Below are 17,126 nucleotides of genomic sequence, written 5' to 3'. Positions count from 1 at the left end.
AGCCAACCGGTCTCGGTTGGCTTTTTCTTTTTCAGATCAACGACCTGCCTGAATTCGATGTGGAGCGGGCGATGGGAATCGAACCCACGGCTCTAGCTTGGGAAGCTAGGGTATTACCATTATACGACGCCCGCTCGGGCGGCAAGGACGCGATTCTATGCCGAGATCGCTTCCGGTTCAATCGTTACCGGCACGCGGAGAAAGTCCGCTTCGTACATCTGGCGCAAGAAGACAAAGCCGCACCGGTTTCAAATCAATTGGTAGCCGTTTGTAACAATGCATGGGAGCCGCGTACCGATGATTGCCAGGCAGGAACCTTAAAGGCTGGTACCGGACAAAACGCCATGAAAGCCATGACACAAGGTGCCGCGCCAATGTGTCGTGGCGTTCCTCGCAACCATCAGAACAGGAGTCCTTCATGCGTCCTTACCCGGTCAATAGTCCGAAAGCAGTTGCCCGCATCCTCGCCTTGGGGATGCTGATTGATGGTGTCGCCGACGAGGCCGAATACGCACTGATCGAACAGGATGATTGCCTGCAGGCCTTGGGCATCGATAGCGCCCAGGTAGACGTGGTGATCCGGGAGTTTTACGAGGATCTGGAACTGGGCGGCTCGATGACGCGCACCCTGGACCAGCGGTTGACTGCGGGCGACCTGTCCAGAGTACTGGCCGAGGTGACTTACCCCTTCCTCCAGCAAACCCTGCTCAGGGGAATGATGAAGATTGCTGTCGCCAATGACGAATTGAGCACCGGGGAAGCCCGGTTGATCCGTGAAGCGCTGGTGCAATGGACCAGCGATGAAGGCGTCGGCAGTTTGCCGATTCCGGCGAATCAGCCCTGCCGGCGCGAGTCCGACCGCGCGCTCAAGCTGAGCTGAACGTCAGGCTCAGACTTCGGCGAGCTTGCGATATTGGCCGGCGTGGAAGAGCAGCGGGGCGAGTGCCGGCGCTTCGCTGAATTTCTCGACACGACCGACAAAGATGAGATGGTCGCCACCGGCATGGGCGGTTTCGTTGGCGACTTCGAAGGTCGCACAGCAATCAGGGAAGACCGGCGCGCCGCCGGCACCCGGCTGCCACGGCAGGCCGACGAAACGGTCGGCGGGCCAGGTGGCGAAGCGGTTGGACAGATCCTGCTGATCGACCGACAGGATGTTGATCGCGTGGTGGCTGGCCTTGCGGAAGGCTTCCAGGTTGTGCGAGCCATTATCGAGGCACCACAGCACCAGCGCCGGCTGCAGCGAGACGGCGGAGAAGGAATTGACCGTCAGTCCGATCGGATGACCGTCCGGATCGATCGCCGTGACGATGGCGATGCCGGTGGCGAAGCGGCCGAGGGCATTGCGCAGGGCGCGGGTATCGGTTTGCGGCTGGGTCATGGTGTTCACTACGGAAAAAACGCCGTATTATCCCGGCTCCCGCTTCCCGCGTCGAGACGAAATTTGCCGAAAGAACAAAGCTTTGCCCAACGCCTGATTGCCTGGCAACAGGTTGCCGGTCGCCACGACCTGCCCTGGCAGGGCAGCCGCGACCCTTACCGGGTCTGGCTGTCGGAGATCATGCTGCAGCAAACCCAGGTGACGACGGTGATCCCGTATTACCAGCGTTTTCTTGCCAGTTTTCCCGATGTCGCGGTGCTGGCGGCGGCGCCGATCGAGCGCGTTGTCGAGCACTGGGCCGGGCTCGGCTATTACGCCCGGGCGCGCAATCTGCATCGCTGCGCGCAGCAGATTGTTGCGGTCCACGGTGGTTTTTTCCCGAAAACCGCTGCCGAACTGGCGGAACTGCCGGGCATCGGCCCATCAACTGCCGCCGCCATCGCTGCTTTCAGTTTCGGCGAGCGGGCGGCAATCCTCGACGGCAACGTCAAGCGCGTGCTGTGCCGGGTCTTCGGCATCAGCGGTTTTCCCGGTGCGACGGCCATCGACCGCAAACTCTGGCAACTGGCCGAGGCGCTGTTGCCAGAGAACGGCATCGAGGCCTACACGCAGGGCTTGATGGATCTTGGCGCGACGCTATGCACGCGCGGCACGCCGCACTGCCCGGCCTGCCCGTTCGCCGACAACTGCGTCGCCCGCCGTGACGGACGCCAGAAGGAACTGCCGGAGCCGCGGCCACGGGCGGCGATTCCCGAACGCACATCAACCTTCGTGCTGATCACCGACGGCACCCACCTGCTGCTTGAGCGCCGACCGGCAAGCGGCATCTGGGGCGGCCTGCTAGTGCCACCGGAGGGCGACCCAGAAACCGTGCTGGCGGCACGCGGGCTGACTGCGGTCGACTGCCGGAAACTGCCCGATTTGAAACATGTGTTCACGCATTTCCGGCTGACGCTGCAACCGGTACTGTGCCGCGTCGCGCCGCCAACGAGTGTTGGCGAGCCCGGCAGCGAATGGTTGGCGCTGAACAAGGCAGCAGACGCCGGCGTGCCGACACCGATCGGCAAGCTGATCAGGCTGGTTGCCAGCGCTCCGGACTGAGCCCCCAGCGCTGGAAGCTTTCAGCACGGACGATCTGGCCATAGTGATTGCCCACTTTGCGCCCCAGGTCGACCTGTACCGGTGCAACGTACTGGCGCCGGCCGGCGTGGTAGATGACATTGACCACCGGGCTGAGCAGGTTGTCAGCATGCACCTGTTCCACCACCGCCAGATGCCCGCTTTCCAGCAGGACCAGGGTCCCGACCGGGTAAATGCCGAGCGTCTTCACCAGACCGGCCACCAGCGCCGGATCGAACTGGGTCCCGCCCTGTTCGTAGAGCTGACGGAGTGCAACAGTCGGCGACAGGGCTGCACGGTAAGGACGGTCGGAGGTCATCGCATCATAGGTATCAACAATGGCAGCCAGCCGGCCGGCCAGCGATATTTCGTCGCCAGCCATACGGTAAGGGTAGCCGGCGCCGTTATACCGTTCGTGATGTTCGAGCACCACCGCCACCGTTGTTTCGGGCAGGCTTGAAGTCGCTTCGAGCACCGCCAGCCCCTCCTCCACGTGGCTTTGCACGATCACGTATTCCGAGTGGGAAAGGTGTCCCTGCTTGCCGATCAGCCGCGCATCGATGGCCGCCAGTCCGATGTCCTTGAGCATCGTGCCGAGTGCCATCTTCTCCAGTTCCGGGGCTGCGATGCCCTGCTGCCGGCCGAGTGCGATAATCAGCGCCGCCGTCGCCACCGCGTGTTCACTGGCATAGGCATCCATCTGCTTGAGCCGGGCCAGGGGCACCAGCGCGTCCGGATTCCGGATCACCGATTCGATCATCTTGCCGACGATCGGCTCCAGACGCGCCGCCTCAACTCGCTGCCCGGCCTGCGCTGCCAGCGTCAATTCGTCGAGCAGCTGGCTTCCATCATGCAGCAGTCGCGCCGAGCGGCGTCTTTCCTCACCCAGCGAGACGCGGGGCGCCGGCCTGGACTTTTCCATCGGCGACCATTCCGGCGAACTGCGACGGAGCGTCGGTGCTGGCGATGGAATATCCGGCCCACGCGTCGTGTCGATGCTGACCTCGGTAATGCCACCATCGACCAGCGCGGAGACATGTGCCAGATCGCGTACCGGAAAACGACTGCGCCACAGCGTATGCTCCAGCCAGGGTTTGTGCACATCCACGACATACATGCCGGGTTGCAACTCGCCGATGGCTATCTTGCGAATCACCAGGCGCTCGCCGTCATGGTTTATCGCGAGCGGCCCTGGCTTCTGCTCGCGCCTTGCGTTCAGCCACCCGTGCTTCGTGCTCGGCTACCTTGCGCTGGTGCTCCTCGGCCTTGGCGGCTTTCCGGCGCGCACCTGCCTCGGCCTTGGCGGCCTTCGCGTCGATCTTCTGCTGACGCTGCTGATCCGCTACTGCCCTCTCTTCAGCCAGTGATTTCTCCCGCTCCGGATACTCCCGGGCCCGTTGCGCGGCCTCGGCTGCCAGGCGGGCTTCGCGAGCCTGCGCCTGTTCGCGCTTCACTTCGCGCTCGATTGTATTGGCTTCGATCTGCATCCGCCGGCTTTCCCGGGTCTCGGCAAAATGCGCCTGCCGCGCCTTGTCGACGCAGGCATTGACCAGGAATTTTTCCTGGCAGGCAATGTTCTGCTCGGCAAACGCGGCTTCCGCCGTTTTCTGTTTTGCGTCGGCCGCGGCCTGCATGTCGGCAGCCCGCTTCAGGCGTGCTTCCCAGTCGGCTTCGTCGGCCATTGCCGGCAAGGCCAGCAGGCCGAGGATCAGCCCGGCAACCACTGATAGGGATCGATTTTCCATTTTTCAAAGCTCTCGAAACTGGCGATGCGATCCTGCTGGAACTTCGACAGGTCGATCATTTCCGGCGGGATGTAGTGTTGCTGCCCGGCATGATAGAAAACCCGGATCACCGGCTCCAGCAGCTTGTCCTCGTTCTGCTCGACGACGACACCGAGCCGCTTGCTGTCCAGCATGACCAGCGAACCACTGGGATAGATACCGATGGAACGGATGAAAGCCTGCACCAGCTTGGGATCGAAATGGTGACTGCTCCATTCGAGCAGCTTCTTCAGCGCCTGCGTCGGCGCCATGCCCTTGTGATAGACACGTTCCGAAGTGATCGCATCGTAAACGTCGACGATGGATGCCATTTGCCCATACAACGAGATGTTCTTTTCAACCAGCCCGCCGGGATAGCCTGAACCGTCGTAACGCTCGTGATGTTCGGCCGTCACTTTCAAGGCAATCTCGCTGATGCCGGGTGATTGCTGCAAAAGCAGCACACCTTCGTCGACATGGTGCTGCATGTGACCGAACTCATCCTCGCTCAACTTGCCCGGCTTGTTCAGGATGCGATCCGGAATCCGGGCCTTGCCGACATCGTGCAGCAATCCACCCAGCGCCATTTCGCGGATCACCACCTTATCGAGTTTCATCCCACGGCCAAAAGCAACAAGCAGCGCACAGACACTGACCGAATGCTGGAAGGTGTAATCGTCGTGATTTTTGAGGCGGGCCAGCGGCAGCAACGCATCCTGATTGCGGAAAATGGAATCAACCATGCCTTCGACCAGCGGTTCGACACGCTCGATTTCAACCTGCTGGCCGAGACGGACATCGTCCATCATGTTGCGTACCAACTTGTTCGCCTCGCCCTGCAGACGACGGGCACGAGCCGCCTCATCCTTGAGATCGACGATGATCGGCTTGTCGGTATTCCTTTCGGCAATCTCCTGCAGCCGTCGCTCGAGATCGGCATTGACCTCGCTTTGCGTCGGCGCCGCCCAGACATCGGCACCCTTGATGGTGTCGATATACAGTTCGCGTATGCCGATCTTGATGATCTTGTCCACGGTCGCCATGTCGCGCACGTGGAAGGCATTTGTCAGGAAAGGATGGTCGAGCCAGCCACAATTGAGGTCGTGGATGAACATGCCCGGTTTGAGCTGGTCGACGCGAATCTGCTTGATCATGCAGGAATTCTAGCAGCCCGCCGCTATAATTCGGCCCCTGATGATCGCCCTGCGCCAACTCACTTTCGCCCGCGCCGCCCGCCCACTGGTGGTCGACGCCAACCTGCAACTCCATCCTGGCTGGAAGGTCGGCGTGGTTGGCGCCAATGGCTGCGGCAAATCCAGCCTGTTCGCGCTGCTCGCCGGCGAACTGCACGCCGAAGCCGGCGACTGCGAAATCCCGGCCAGCTGGCAGATCGCCCGCGTCACCCAGGAAACCCCGGCACTGCCCGACGCCGCGCTCGATTTCGTCCTCGACGGCGACACCGAACTGCGCCGCGTCGAACGTGAGCTGGTCGCCGCCGAAGCCGCTGGCGACGGTGTTGCCATTGGTCACCTGCACACCCGCTACGCCGACATCGATGGTTACTCGGCCAAGGCGCGCGCCGCCGAGGTGCTGCACGGGCTCGGTTTCACCGATGCCGATTTCGCCCGACCGGTCGCCGATTTCTCCGGCGGCTGGCGGGTCCGCCTCAACCTCGCCCGCGCCCTCTCCTGCCGCGCCGACCTGCTGCTGCTCGACGAGCCGACCAACCACCTCGACCTCGACGCCGTGCTCTGGCTCGAACAGTGGCTGAAGACAACACCGGCGACGCTGCTACTGATCTCGCACGACCGTGACTTCCTCGACGCCGTGGTCGGCCAGATCATCGCCATCGACCAGCAGAAGCTGACGCTGACGACCGGCGGCTATTCCGATTACGAACGCGCCAAGGCCGCCCGGCTGGCCGTCCAGCAATCGGCCTTCGCCGCGCAGCAGCGCGAGATCGCCAAGCTGACCCGTTTCGTCGAGCGCTTCAAGGCCAAGGCGACCAAGGCGCGCCAGGCGCAGAGCCGGGTCAAGATGCTTGAACGCATGGAGATCGTCGCCGCCGCGCACATCGACTCGCCCTTCCATTTCAGCTTCCGCGAACCGGAAAACCTGCCTGACCCATTGCTGGTCATCGAAAATGCATCCGCCGGCTACGTCGACCGCAAGATTCTGGAAAACATCACGCTAACGCTGCGCCCCGGCTGCCGGATCGGCCTGCTCGGCCGCAACGGCGCCGGCAAGTCGACGCTGATCAAGCTGCTCGCTGGCGCAGTCGCCCAGCAAGGCGGCGAGCGCAAGGAAGCCAAGGCGCTGAACATCGGCTACTTCGCCCAGCACCAGCTCGAACAACTGCGCCCCGACGAATCGCCGCTGCAGCACCTGCAGCGCCTCGAACCGCTGACGCCGGAGCAGGAACTGCGCGATTACCTGGGCGGCTTCGACTTCCGCGGCGAGATGGCGACACGCGCCGTCGAACCCTTCTCCGGCGGCGAGAAATCGCGGCTGGCGCTGGCCCTGCTGATCCGCACCAAGCCCAACTTGCTGCTTCTGGATGAGCCGACCAACCACCTCGATCTCGAAATGCGCGAGGCGCTGACCTTCGCCATGCAGGAATTCGAGGGCGGCATGGTCATCGTCTCGCACGACCGCCACCTGCTGCGCACCTGCGCCGACGAACTGCTGCTCGTCGACAACGGCCGGGCGACGCCCTTCGACGGCGACCTCGACGACTACGCCGCCTGGCTGGCGGCGCAGCGCAGTGCCGAAAAGACCGCAGCACCGGAGGTCGCTGCCGAGAAGAGCGAGCGCCTGCAGCAACGCGCCGACGCCAAGGCCAGCCGGCAGGCCCTGCTCGCCCAGCGGCGCACGCTGAGCAAGGAAATCGAGCAGCTCGACCGCAAGCTGGCCAAGTGGCAGGCAGAAAAGGCAGCGCTCGACGCGCAATTCGCCGACCCCGACTTCTATGTCACGGTCGACCGGGCAAAAAGCGAAGAAATGCATCGCCAGGCCAGTACGCTTGGCGAACAGATCGACGCAGCCGAGCTGCGCTGGCTGGAACTGCACGAGGCGCTGGAGGCACTGCCCACAGCAGATCCGTCATAACCCTGATATTGATAGGGCTATAATTCCTGACACCAAATTCATGAGGTATCGAGTGCACCATCTGACCGCGTTCATTGGCTGCCTGTGCCTCATTCTGGGTCTTGCCCTGCCCGTACCTGCCACTGCCGCCCAGAAGGCCGCCGGCGCGCCCTTAACCGTGGGGCTGATGCCCTACCTGAGCACACGCACCCTGCTGCGCACCCACGAACCGCTGGTCCGCAGCCTGGAGCAGCAGTTGGAGAGACCCGTCCAGTTACGCACCGCGCCTGACTATCCAACTTTTTTCAGACGCTTGCGCGATGGCGCTTACGATATCGTGATCAGCGCGCCGCACTACGGCTGGCTGGCGATCAAGGACTACGGCTACCAGCCGATTCTGGTCCACAAGGAACCGATCCGCGGCGTACTGGTTACCGCCGTAGAACAACCGCTGACCCGGACCGAGGAACTACGTGGCGGCACGATCGCCGTCACTGACCGCAGTGCGCTGATGGCCATCCTTGGCGCCCTGTCGCTGGCCGATGAAGGCTTGATCGAAGGACGCGACTACCGCTTCGTCAGTGCCGTATCGCACTCCAGCGCCATCCAGAACGCGGTCATCGGCAAGACCCGGGCAGCCCTGGTCAACAGCACTGGCCTGCTGCTGTCGCCGCCGGAAATCCGCGACAAGGCGGTGATCTGGCGCGAACTTGCCGTCTTCCCCGGACAGTTTTACATCGCCCATCCCCGGATGCAGCAGGATCAACTGAATGCCATCCGCTCGGCACTGCTCGGCTTCGAACAAAGCGCGGCAGGCAGGGAGTTCTTCACGAATACCAGGCAAGGTGGCTATCGCGCACTCAGCGCCGATGACCGCGCCCAGCTCGACCGCTCCCTGCCGGAAACCCGCCGTCTGCTGCGCGAAGCCCTGGCACAATGATTTCCCGCCTGTTCGGGTCGCTACGCGGGCGCCTGATCGTCCTGACGGTAATCGTCGAAATCGTGATGATTTCGGCCATCCTCTGGAACAGCCAGCGCCTGGCCGAAACCCACCTGCTGCACCAATTCGAACTGCGCCGCGGTGAAGCCAGCCGCCTGATGCGCGCCGCGCTGGCCCCGGCAATGGCCCAACATGATTTTGCTGCTGTCGCCGAAATACTGCGCGACGCCCAGCAATTACAGGGCATGACCTATCTGGTGATGTTCGACGAGGAAGATCGGCGCATCGCTTCGGCCTCGGCCATGGAATTACCGGGCGAGAGCACGCTGGCCTTCCTGCAGGCGCTGCCTGCCGATGAAAACCGCATGGATTTCCATATCGCCATGCAGATCGATGAACGTCAGTACGGCGAACTGCTGATCGGACTCGACCTGCACTTTCTCAACAAGGCCCGCAGCGAAATCCTGACCCAGAACATCGTTCTCGCCCTGCTCGGCATCCTGCTGACGACTGCAGTCCTCGCCGCCATCGCGCTGTGGCTGACCCGCCACCTTACCGCACTGTCGGGCGCCAGCCAGTTGCTGGCCAGCGGCAGCCGCCTCAAGCCCCTGCCCGGCGCCGGCAACGATGACATCGGCCGTCTGGTCGGGGCGTTCAACAGCATGGCGGCGGCCCTGCATGCCCGCATGGAAGAACTGGAAGCCGCCGAACTGACCCAGCGCGAACTGGCCGAACGACTGCTTTACATGGCCGAGCGCGACCCCTTGACCGGACTGGCCAACCGCGCCCGTTTCGAAGCCGAGCTGGAGCGGGTCATCGGCCATATCCAGCGCGGCCCCGAGCACTATGGCGCCCTGCTCTATTTCGACATCGACGAATTCAAGACCATCAACGACACCTTTGGCCACCGGGCTGGCGACAATGTCCTGTTGCATGCGGCGAGCGCCATCAGCAAGCTGGTACGTTCCGACGAATTGCTGGCCCGTCTTGGCGGTGACGAATTCGTCATCCTGGCCCCCGGCGCCGATCGTGCAGCAGCCCAGACGCTGGCCGAACGCATAGTAAACGCCGTACGCGGGCTGACTTTTGACTTTTCCGGGCGCCGCCTGGGGCTGACGATCAGCCTGGGTATCGCGCTTTTCCCCGAGCATGGCGAGCGCGGGGAAAACGTCGTTTCGCATGCTGACGCCGCGATGTACCAGGCCAAGGCCGGCGGCAAGAACTGCTGGCGTATCTACCGTCCGGAACTCGACGACTCGGAACAGATGCTGCACCAGCTCGGCTGGAACGACCGCATCCAGCGCGCCCTCGACGAACAACGTCTGGTCCTGCATTTCCAGGGCGTGCATTCGACGACAACAGGCACGATCGCGCATTACGAAGCCCTGGTGCGCATGATCGATCCCGAAAACCCCGATCAGCTGTTGATGCCGGGCAGTTTCATCCCGGCAGCCGAGAAAAGCGGGCGCATCATCGACATCGACCGCTGGGTCATTCGTGACGCCATTCGCACTCTGGCCAGTGCCAACGCCCCGCGCGCGCTGGCCATCAACGTTTCCGCCCGCTCCTTCGACGAACCGGGACTGGCAGCGCTGATCAGCGCCACGCTGGCAGCGTTTCACGTGGAACCGCGGCGCCTGCTCATCGAACTGACCGAAACCGCCGCGCTGGCCAACATCCGGGATTCGGAACAGTTCATCCACGAGATCCGGGCGCTGGGCTGCACCGTCTGCCTCGACGATTTCGGTGTCGGCTTCTCGTCATTTGCCTACCTGAAGCAGCTCTCGGCCGATATCCTGAAAATCGACGGCATGTTCATCCGCAACCTGCCGAACGATCCGAACGACCAGGTTTTCGTCCGCGCGATCGTCGAGGTCGCCCGCGGCCTGGGCAAGAAAACGGTTGCCGAATTCGTCGGCGATGCCGCAACGCTGAGCATCCTGCGCGATCTTGGCGTCGATTATGCGCAGGGCTACCATCTTTCCCGCCCCGAGCCCGAAATAAGCCCGTTGTAATCGGGTAAAATCGCGCTTTTTCGCCGTCTCAGGGAGCTTGCCGTGCAAATCGTCTGTCTTGACCTCGAAGGGGTACTCGTCCCCGAAATCTGGATCGAATTCGCCGAGCGCACCGGCATTCCCGAACTCAAGCGCACGACGCGCGACGAGCCGAACTACGACACGCTGATGACCTACCGCCTGAACATCCTGCGCGAGCACAAGCTCGGCCTGCCGGATATCCAGAAAGTAATCGGCGAAATGGACCCGATGCCGGGTGCCCGCGCCTTCCTCGACAAGCTGCGCGAGGATTACCAGGTCATCATCCTGTCCGACACCTTCTACGAATTCGCCCATCCGCTGATGCGCCAGCTCGGCTGGCCGACGCTGTTCTGCCATTCGCTGGAAGCCGACGCATCCGGCATGCTGGTCGCCTACCACCTGCGCATGCCGAACCAGAAGCAGGAAGCGGTCAAACGCTTCAAGGAACTGAATTTCACCACCGTCGCCGCCGGCGATTCGTACAACGACACGGCGATGCTCGGTGAAGCCCACGGCGGCATCCTGTTCCACCCGCCGGAAAACGTCATCCGCGAATTCCCGCAGTACCCGGTGGTGCGCGACTACGACGCACTGCGCGCCGAAATCGACAAAGCCTTCGCCAAGGCCGCCTGACCACCATGCATCGCGACCGGTTCTACACCCTCTCCGCTTCCTGCCCCGACCAGGTCGGGATCATCGCCCGTGTTTCCGGCTTCATCGCCGAACACGGTGGCTGGATCCTCGAATCGAGCTTCCATGCGGACGATCTGACCGGTCGCTATTTCATGCGCATCGAAATCAAGGCCAGCTCCCTGCCTTTCCTGCTGGCCGAGTTCCGCGAACGCTTTCGCAGTGAAATCGCCGAACCACTGCAGATGAACTGGACCATCAACGACAGCGCGATCAAGAAGCGCGTTGTCGTGCTGGTGTCGAAGCAGGAACACTGCCTCTACGACCTGCTGGCGCGCTGGCAGGCCAAGGAACTCGACATCGAGATTCCGTGCGTCATCTCCAACCACGACACTTTCCGTGGTTTCGTCGAATGGCACGGCATCCCCTTCCATCACGTGCCGGTCACCGCCGACAACAAGCAGGCGGCCTACGCCGAGATGCAGCGCATTTTTGACGACGTGCGTGGCGACACCATGGTCCTCGCCCGCTACATGCAGATCCTGTCGCCAGAGCTTTGCGACGCGCTGGCCGGCCGGATCATCAACATCCACCACAGTTTCCTGCCCAGCTTCGCCGGCGCCAAGCCCTATCACCAGGCCTACACGCGCGGCGTCAAGCTGATCGGTGCCACCTGCCATTACGTCACCAGCGAACTCGATGCCGGCCCGATCATCGAGCAGGACGTCATCCGCATCGACCATTCCGATTCGCCGGAAGACATGGTGCGCTACGGCAAGGACATCGAAAAGACAGTGCTCGCCCGCGGCCTGCGCTACCATCTTGAAGACCGTGTACTGGTGCACGGCAACAAGACGGTGGTGTTCCGCTGATGCTGATTTCCCGTAAAGACTCCCTGCTGCTCGTCGTCGACATCCAGGAAAAGCTCGCCCCGGCGATCTTCGAAGCCGACGAAATCACCCGCAACAGCGTGCGCCTGCTTGAAGGTGCCCGCCAGCTCGGCGTCCCGGCCTTCGTTTCCGAACACTACGTCAAGGGCCTGGGCCACAGCCTGCCGGCCATTCGCACTGCTGCGGTCGACGCCCGGATTTTCGAGAAAATCCATTTTTCCTGTGCCGCCGAGCCCGGTGTCCTCGACCTGCTGCGCGCCAGTGGCCGGAAGCAAGTCTTGCTCACCGGCAGCGAAACCCACGTCTGCGTGCTGCAGACCGCGCTCGGTTTGCTGGCGGCCGGCTTCACCGTATTCCTCGTGGCTGACGCCGCCTCGTCCCGCACCCCGGCCAACCGCCAGGCTGCCATCGAACGCATGCGCGCCGCCGGTGTCCATGTCGCCACCACCGAAATGGTCCTTTTCGAATGGCTTGAGCGTGGCGGCACCGACGAATTCCGCGCTGCCCTGCCGCTGATCAAGTAGAAATTCGCAGCAAAAGACAAAACCGCCGGACCGGCGGTTTTTTTTCGGGCAAAAAAATGGGCACCCGCAGGTGCCCAAAGGGAGAGAGACTTTGAACCGGCTTAGTGGTGGTAAGCGCTTTCGCCGTGAGCGGTGAGGTCGAGACCTTCGCGCTCTTCTTCTTCCGGCACCCGCAGACCGACCACGATATCGGCGATCTTGTAGGCGATGAAGGCAACCACGGCAGACCAGACGATGGTGATGATCACGCTGTAGGTCTGGATCCAGACCTGGCTGGCGATCGAGAAGTCTTCGGCACCGGTACCGCCCAGCGACGGTGCGGTAAAGACACCGGTCAGGATGGCACCGAGGATGCCGCCGACGCCATGGACGCCGAACACGTCGAGCGAGTCATCCGCACCGAGCATCTTCTTCAGGCCGCTGACACCCCACAGACAGACCAGACCGGACAGGCCGCCGATGACGATGGCACCCATCGGACCAACCGAGCCGCAAGCCGGGGTGATGGCAACCAGACCAGCAACCGCGCCGGAAGCAGCACCCAGCATCGAGGCCTTGCCCTTGAACACCGCTTCACCGGCACTCCAGGCCAGCACGGCTGCAGCCGTGGCAACCAGCGTGTTGATGAAGGCCAGCGTCGCACCCGAGGTGGCTTCCAGGTTGGAACCGGCGTTGAAGCCGAACCAGCCCACCCACAGCATCGAGGCACCGACCATGGTCAGCGTCAGCGAGTGCGGAGCCATCGATTCGCGACCGTAACCGATACGCTTGCCGACCATGTAGGCACCAACCAGACCGGCAACACCGGCGTTGATATGGACCACGGTACCACCGGCAAAGTCCAGCGCACCGTCACCCAGCAGCATGCCGCCCGGACCCCAGACCATGTGGGCGATCGGCAGGTAGCACAGCGTGAACCAGATGACCGAGAAGATCAGGACTGCGGAGAACTTCATGCGTTCGGCGAAGGAACCGACGATCAGCGCACAGGTAATGCCCGCAAAGGTGCATTGGAAGGCGATGAAAGCGTATTCCGGCAGCTTCACGGTATCGGTGAAGGTATCGGCCAGCGAATCGGTCGTCACGCCGGACAGGAACAGCTTGGACAGCGAACCGATGTACGGCGAACCTTCGGTGAAGGCCAGGCTGTAGCCGTAAGCGACCCACAGGATGGAGATCAGCGAGAAGACAACCATCACCTGCATCAGCACCGACAGCATGTTCTTGGCGCGGACCAGGCCGCCGTAGAACAGTGCCAGGCCCGGCAGGGCCATGAACAGGACGAGCAGCGTGGCAGTCATGATCCAGGCAACGTCGCCCTTTTCAACGACCGGCGCCGGAGCGGCAGCTTCGGCAACCGCAGCAACGGCTACATCCGCCACCGCAGCGACAGCTTCGACAGCAGCCGTGGCAGCAGCCGGCTCTTCGGCCCAGGCCGGTGCCCCGAAGGACACCGCACCCAGCAGGGCCAGCATGGAGAGAACGTGTTTCATGTCAGGGCTCCTTACAGGGCATCGCCACCGGTTTCACCGGTGCGGATACGAACGACTTGTTCGAGGTCGAAGACGAAGATCTTGCCGTCACCGATCTTGCCAGTACTGGCGGACTTCTCGATGGCTTCGATAACCTGGTCGATCTGCTCGGCCTTGACGGCAGCTTCGAGCTTCACCTTGGGCAGGAAATCGACGACGTACTCGGCACCGCGATACAGTTCTGTGTGGCCTTTCTGACGACCGAAGCCCTTGACCTCGGTCACCGTGATGCCCTGCACGCCAATGGCGGACAGCGCCTCACGCACTTCGTCAAGCTTGAATGGCTTGATGATGGCAGTAACGAATTTCATGAGTGTTCCCCTATCTGTTTGCGACTGGAACCTCCTCTCCGCAACCGGTTGGCCTAACGGAGAGGATGTTTTCAGGCTGGATTAGAACGACTTGCTGACCGACAGGATGGCGATACCACGACCAGCATCCTTGGTCTTGCTGGTGTTGGTCACCAGAGCCCCACTCACGTCGGAATTGCTGCTGCTGAAGCAATACGGCTGGAATGCCTTCTTGCAGTTGCCGTCAGCATTGGTGTCGACGTAGGACAGGCCGACGATCCAGCCGCTGACATCCTTGGTCACGCCGACCTTCCAGTCGGTGTAGTCGCCGTTCTTGATGTTCTTGGTGTACAGACGGCCCACGTGACCGTTGACGCCCCAGCCATTGCCCAAGTCATAGCTCAGGTTGGTTTCGAGGTAGCTGGTACCCGAGGTGCTCTTGCCGGCGTTGGTGCTGGTGCCGCGCAGGGAGAAGTAATCGTCGATCGAGTAGGAGTACTTGACCGAAACGAACTTCCAGGAAGCACCGAGGTAGATTTCCTTGTTCGTCACCGGACCATCATCGGCACGCGTGTCGAGAACGCCACCGTCAGAACCCGGGTAGTAGTAGTAGATCGCGCCGACGTCGACACCGAAATCACCGAAGGCACCACGCCAGCCACCGTAGAAGTCCATTTCCAGGTTGCCGTCAGGGAAGCCGGCACCGGACGAGACGTTGGAGTTCCAGTTGCCCACGTAGAGGCCGCTGGCGTGCGAATAGTCGATGCCGCCCTGCAGGGTCGGCTTGCCGTAAGTCTGGTCGATACCACGGAAACGATAGCTCGTGGCCAGCGTCATGTTGCCGGTGATGGTGTGCGGGCTGGCTTCGTCGGCAGCAGCGGCAACCTGAACAGCGCCCGGAGCGGCAAATGCGCCAACGAGTGCCAGAGCGATCAGTGACTTCTTCATGGTTTCTCTCCTGTGAGGAAAAGTGAGTAAAGGAAAAACAATTTTTGTGCAGCACACAGAGCAGGAGGCGTGCCAACATTGATTTAATTATTAAATTCAATAAGTTGGTACATTTCGCACCAATCGCGCACCGATTGAGGGCACCAAGGCGGTGCAGTTACAGAGTGTCACGCACCAGCGGCGAGCAAAGCGGAAAATTGGCTGAAATACCGCTGTGCTAAACTTTCCCACTTACGGAGGAATACCATGCTCGACCCCAAGACCCTGGAAGAATTCGGCGCCAAAATGAGCGCCCTGCTGGCCAACTCACCGACCAAGGATATCGAGAAAAATGCCAAGGCCATGCTTGGTGGTCTGTTCGGCAAACTCGATCTGGTCACCCGCGAGGAATTCGATATTCAGGCCCAGTTGCTGGCGCGTACCCGCGAACGCCTGCAAGCCCTGGAAGCCCGCGTCGAAGCACTGGAAAAGACCCGCAGCGGCCAGTAAGCGACCATGGCACTGGCCATCGCGCTGAGCCGGGGACTCGATGGCCTGAACGCGCCACCGGTCACCGTCGAGGTGCACCTGGCCAACGGACTACCCGGACTGACGCTGGTCGGCCTGCCGGATACAGAGGTGCGCGAGGCGCGTGACCGGGTGCGTGCGGCCATCGTCAACTCCGGATTCGAGTATCCGGGCAAGCGCATTACCGTCAATCTGGCACCGGCCGACCTGCCCAAGGAATCCGGGCGCTTCGACCTGCCGATTGCGCTCGGCATCCTCGCCGCCAGCGGCCAGATTCCTGCTGCCCGGCTGGCCGCCCACGAATTTGCCGGCGAACTGTCGCTGTCCGGTGAACTGCGCCCGGTGCGCGGCGCACTGGCGATGGCGCTGGAGGCCGCCGGCGATGGCAAGACCTTCATCCTGCCTGCACTCAGCGCCCGCGAAGCAGCGCTGACCGGACAGGACAACATTCTCGCCGCCGACTCGCTGCTTGCCGTTTGCGCCCATCTCGCCGGGCAAACGGAATTGTCGCCGCCGCCTGCGGTCGACCGCGACAATCCGGCAATTTTCCCCGACCTGGCGGATGTACGGGGTCAGAGCCAGGCCCGGCGGGCGCTGGAAATCGCCGCAGCAGGCCAGCATTCGCTACTGATGCTCGGCCCACCCGGGGCCGGAAAGTCGATGCTCGCCGCCCGCCTGCCCGGCCTGATGCCGATGCTCGACGACGACGCAGCCCGCAGTTCGGCAGCGGTGCTGTCGCTGGTCGGCCAGTTCGATCCACTACGCTACGGACAGCGCGTCTTTCGCAGCCCGCACCACACCGCATCGGCGGTGGCACTGGTCGGTGGCGGCAATCCGCCGCGTCCCGGCGAGATCAGCCTGGCGCACCATGGCATCCTGTTTCTCGACGAACTGCCCGAGTTCGATCGCAAGGTGCTGGAAACCCTGCGCGAACCGCTCGAAAGTGGCCGCATCCATATTGCCCGCGCCGCCCGCCAGGCCGAATTCCCGGCTGAATTCCAGTTGATCGCCGCGATGAACCCCTGCCCCTGCGGCTACCACGGCGAATCCCGCTGCCACTGTTCACCGGAGCAGGTCGCCCGCTATCGCGGAAAACTGTCCGGTCCCTTCGTCGACCGCATCGATCTGGTGATCGAAGTCCCGGCGCTGCCCAGTGAAGCACTGGCCGGCAAGGCTGATGGCGAGACTTCGGCCGTCGTCCGCGAACGGGTTGCCGCCGCCTGGCAACGGCAGCGCGGCCGCCAGGGCAAGGCCAACGCCCGCCTGACGACGCGTGAAATCGACGCCGGCTGCCAGCCGGATGCCCCCGGCGCAGCGTTGTTGCAACAGGCAGCCAGCCGCCTCGGCCTGTCGGCACGGGCCTGGCACCGCGTGCTCAAGGTTGCGCGCAGCATTGCCGACCTGGCCGGCAGCACCGACATCGGCGCCCCGCACATTGCCGAAGCCATCCAGTACCGCCGTTTCGCCCGCGATTGAAAC

The 17,126-nt window shown here is 62.7% G+C and carries 17 protein-coding genes and 1 tRNA gene; 10 read left to right on the top strand and 8 right to left on the bottom strand.

All coding sequences use genetic code 11. The features are described from left to right. Window positions 1–60: 60 nt before the first annotated feature. Window positions 61–134, bottom strand: a tRNA-Gly gene (locus BJN45_RS00830). A gap of 284 nt (window positions 135–418) precedes the next feature. Between BJN45_RS00830 and BJN45_RS00825 the strand changes: the two genes are divergently transcribed. Continuing rightward, window positions 419–880, top strand: a complete 462-nt coding sequence (locus BJN45_RS00825) for a hypothetical protein (RefSeq protein ID WP_139326265.1) — start codon at window positions 419–421, stop codon at window positions 878–880. Window positions 881–889: 9 nt separating this feature from the next. Here BJN45_RS00825 and BJN45_RS00820 read toward each other — a convergent pair whose 3' ends face one another. Then, window positions 890–1,381 (bottom strand): flavin reductase family protein, encoded by a 492-nt coding sequence (locus tag BJN45_RS00820; RefSeq protein WP_076091138.1) that lies wholly within the window; start codon window positions 1,379–1,381, stop codon window positions 890–892. A gap of 63 nt (window positions 1,382–1,444) precedes the next feature. Between BJN45_RS00820 and mutY the strand changes: the two genes are divergently transcribed. Then, window positions 1,445–2,482, top strand: coding sequence for an A/G-specific adenine glycosylase (gene mutY, locus BJN45_RS00815; RefSeq protein ID WP_076091136.1), 1,038 nt, complete (start codon window positions 1,445–1,447; stop codon window positions 2,480–2,482). On the opposite strand, the gene BJN45_RS00810 is transcribed toward mutY, so the two are convergent. Genes BJN45_RS00810 through BJN45_RS00800 form a run of 3 tightly spaced genes read right to left on the bottom strand, consistent with a single transcriptional unit; the run spans window position 2,454 to window position 5,417 of the window. Next, on the bottom strand, window positions 2,454–3,656 hold the full coding sequence (locus BJN45_RS00810) for an HD-GYP domain-containing protein (protein WP_076091134.1): 1,203 nt from the start codon (window positions 3,654–3,656) through the stop codon (window positions 2,454–2,456). The genes mutY and BJN45_RS00810 overlap by 29 nt on opposite strands. A gap of 13 nt (window positions 3,657–3,669) precedes the next feature. Continuing rightward, window positions 3,670–4,245, bottom strand: a complete 576-nt coding sequence (locus tag BJN45_RS00805; RefSeq protein WP_139326264.1) for a hypothetical protein — start codon at window positions 4,243–4,245, stop codon at window positions 3,670–3,672. Beyond that, complete coding sequence (locus BJN45_RS00800; protein ID WP_076091130.1) at window positions 4,209–5,417, bottom strand: HD-GYP domain-containing protein; 1,209 nt, start codon at window positions 5,415–5,417, stop codon at window positions 4,209–4,211. The genes BJN45_RS00805 and BJN45_RS00800 overlap by 37 nt, the downstream gene beginning before the upstream one ends. A 40-nt stretch (window positions 5,418–5,457) precedes the next feature. On the opposite strand from BJN45_RS00800, the gene BJN45_RS00795 reads away from it, so the two are divergent. The 6 genes from BJN45_RS00795 to BJN45_RS00770 are packed head-to-tail and all read left to right on the top strand — an operon-like array spanning window position 5,458 to window position 12,370. Continuing rightward, window positions 5,458–7,371, top strand: coding sequence for an ATP-binding cassette domain-containing protein (locus tag BJN45_RS00795; RefSeq protein ID WP_076091128.1), 1,914 nt, complete (start codon window positions 5,458–5,460; stop codon window positions 7,369–7,371). 52 nt (window positions 7,372–7,423) lie between these two features. Continuing rightward, window positions 7,424–8,290 carry a phosphate/phosphite/phosphonate ABC transporter substrate-binding protein gene (locus BJN45_RS00790; RefSeq protein WP_076091126.1) on the top strand — a complete coding sequence of 289 codons (867 nt, stop codon included), beginning with the start codon at window positions 7,424–7,426 and terminating at the stop codon, window positions 8,288–8,290. Beyond that, entirely contained in the window at window positions 8,287–10,305 is a 2,019-nt protein-coding gene (locus BJN45_RS00785; protein WP_076091124.1) for a putative bifunctional diguanylate cyclase/phosphodiesterase, read from the top strand. Before BJN45_RS00790 ends, BJN45_RS00785 begins: the two co-directional genes overlap by 4 nt. A gap of 42 nt (window positions 10,306–10,347) precedes the next feature. Next, window positions 10,348–10,959 carry a bifunctional phosphoserine phosphatase/homoserine phosphotransferase ThrH gene (gene thrH, locus BJN45_RS00780; RefSeq protein WP_076091122.1) on the top strand — a complete coding sequence of 204 codons (612 nt, stop codon included), beginning with the start codon at window positions 10,348–10,350 and terminating at the stop codon, window positions 10,957–10,959. Between the two features lie 5 nt (window positions 10,960–10,964). After that, window positions 10,965–11,828, top strand: a complete 864-nt coding sequence (gene purU, locus BJN45_RS00775) for a formyltetrahydrofolate deformylase (protein ID WP_076091120.1) — start codon at window positions 10,965–10,967, stop codon at window positions 11,826–11,828. Continuing rightward, window positions 11,828–12,370 (top strand): hydrolase, encoded by a 543-nt coding sequence (locus tag BJN45_RS00770; RefSeq protein WP_076091118.1) that lies wholly within the window; start codon window positions 11,828–11,830, stop codon window positions 12,368–12,370. Before purU ends, BJN45_RS00770 begins: the two co-directional genes overlap by 1 nt. A 101-nt stretch (window positions 12,371–12,471) precedes the next feature. On the opposite strand, the gene BJN45_RS00765 is transcribed toward BJN45_RS00770, so the two are convergent. The 3 genes from BJN45_RS00765 to BJN45_RS00755 all read right to left on the bottom strand — a co-directional run bounded on the left by BJN45_RS00765 (window position 12,472) and on the right by BJN45_RS00755 (window position 15,140). Further along, window positions 12,472–13,863 carry an ammonium transporter gene (locus tag BJN45_RS00765; protein WP_083650703.1) on the bottom strand — a complete coding sequence of 464 codons (1,392 nt, stop codon included), beginning with the start codon at window positions 13,861–13,863 and terminating at the stop codon, window positions 12,472–12,474. Between the two features lie 11 nt (window positions 13,864–13,874). Next, complete coding sequence (gene glnK / locus BJN45_RS00760) at window positions 13,875–14,213, bottom strand: P-II family nitrogen regulator (protein ID WP_076091116.1); 339 nt, start codon at window positions 14,211–14,213, stop codon at window positions 13,875–13,877. An 81-nt stretch (window positions 14,214–14,294) separates the two neighbouring features. Next, window positions 14,295–15,140 (bottom strand): TorF family putative porin, encoded by an 846-nt coding sequence (locus tag BJN45_RS00755; protein WP_076091114.1) that lies wholly within the window; start codon window positions 15,138–15,140, stop codon window positions 14,295–14,297. Window positions 15,141–15,386: 246 nt separating this feature from the next. Here BJN45_RS00755 and BJN45_RS00750 point away from each other — a divergent pair, with 246 nt between their 5' ends. Together BJN45_RS00750 and BJN45_RS00745 are read left to right on the top strand one after the other, a co-directional pair. Further along, window positions 15,387–15,629 (top strand): accessory factor UbiK family protein, encoded by a 243-nt coding sequence (locus BJN45_RS00750; protein WP_076091112.1) that lies wholly within the window; start codon window positions 15,387–15,389, stop codon window positions 15,627–15,629. A 6-nt stretch (window positions 15,630–15,635) separates the two neighbouring features. After that, a complete protein-coding gene (locus BJN45_RS00745) occupies window positions 15,636–17,123 on the top strand; it encodes a YifB family Mg chelatase-like AAA ATPase (protein ID WP_076091110.1) in 1,488 nt (495 codons plus the stop codon). The last annotated feature ends 3 nt before the right edge of the window (window positions 17,124–17,126 follow it).

The organism is Azonexus hydrophilus (assembly GCF_001956855.1).
Taxonomy (GTDB): domain Bacteria; phylum Pseudomonadota; class Gammaproteobacteria; order Burkholderiales; family Rhodocyclaceae; genus Azonexus; species Azonexus hydrophilus_A.
Note: the sequence above shows the minus strand (reverse complement) of the source record. Positions and strands in the feature narration are given on the sequence as shown.